A 940-nucleotide genomic window follows, 5' to 3' on the forward strand; every position below is an offset into this window, starting at 1 on the left:
CCGTCCCGCCGCGGCCGCGCCGGCGGCCAAGGCCCAGCGCACGGTGCTGTTCATGGGCGACTCGCTCTCCGCCGGCTACGGCCTGGCCGCGCCGCAGGGCTGGGTGGCGCTGACCGCGCAACGCATCGCCCAGTCCAAGCCGGGCTGGCGCGCGGTCAACGCCAGCATCAGCGGCGAGACCACCGCCGGCGGCGCGGCGCGCATCGCCGGCGAACTGCAGCGCAACCGGCCGGCGGTGGTGGTGATCGAGCTGGGCTCCAACGACGGCCTGCGCGGCCTGCCGCTGGCGCAGAGCCGGGCCAACCTGGAGCGCATGATCCAGGCCGCACAGGCGGCCAAGGCGCAGGTGCTGCTGATCGGCATGCGCATGCCGCCGAACCTGGGCCGCGAATACACCGAAGGCTTCGAACGCAACTACCGCGAGCTGGCGCAGAAATATTCGGCGCCGCTGCTGCCGTTCCTGCTCGAACCGGTCGCGGCCGACCGCAACAACTTCCAGAACGACAACCTGCATCCGACCGCGGCGGCGCAGCCGGCGCTGCGCGATCATGTCTGGAGCAAGCTGGGGCCGATGCTCAAGTGAGCGGGCGCGGCTGAGCGGGCGCGGCGCTGGATGCGGGTTCGCATCGGAGCGGGGCATCGGGCGGCCGCGAAGGGCAGGAGCAAAATGGATTCCGGCGTTAGCCGGGACGACAGATCGGTTTTTTCGCGCCGCGCACCAGTACCCGTACCTGCCTGCATGCTTATGCGCCTCCCACTGACGTCATGCCCGCGAAGGCGGGCATCCAGGGCTTGATCGCGGCATGACTCTGAAGTCTCTGGATCCCCGCCTTCGCGGGGATGACGTTCTGTAAGAGACGCGGCAAGAGTCGACCGGCGCAAACCACCTATCGTCATTCCCGCGAAAGCGGGAATCCAGGGCTTTATCGTGGCATGACGC

General features: G+C 69.5%; 1 protein-coding gene. It reads left to right on the forward strand.

The genetic code is table 11. From position 1 onward, the window contains the following. On the forward strand, positions 1–583 hold a 583-nt coding region (locus A7A76_RS13195), incomplete at its 5' end, for an arylesterase (protein WP_206411615.1). Between the last annotated feature and the right edge of the window lie 357 nt (positions 584–940).

The sequence above is a fragment of the Lysobacter enzymogenes genome, assembly GCF_017168095.1.
Lineage (GTDB): Bacteria > Pseudomonadota > Gammaproteobacteria > Xanthomonadales > Xanthomonadaceae > Lysobacter > Lysobacter enzymogenes_D.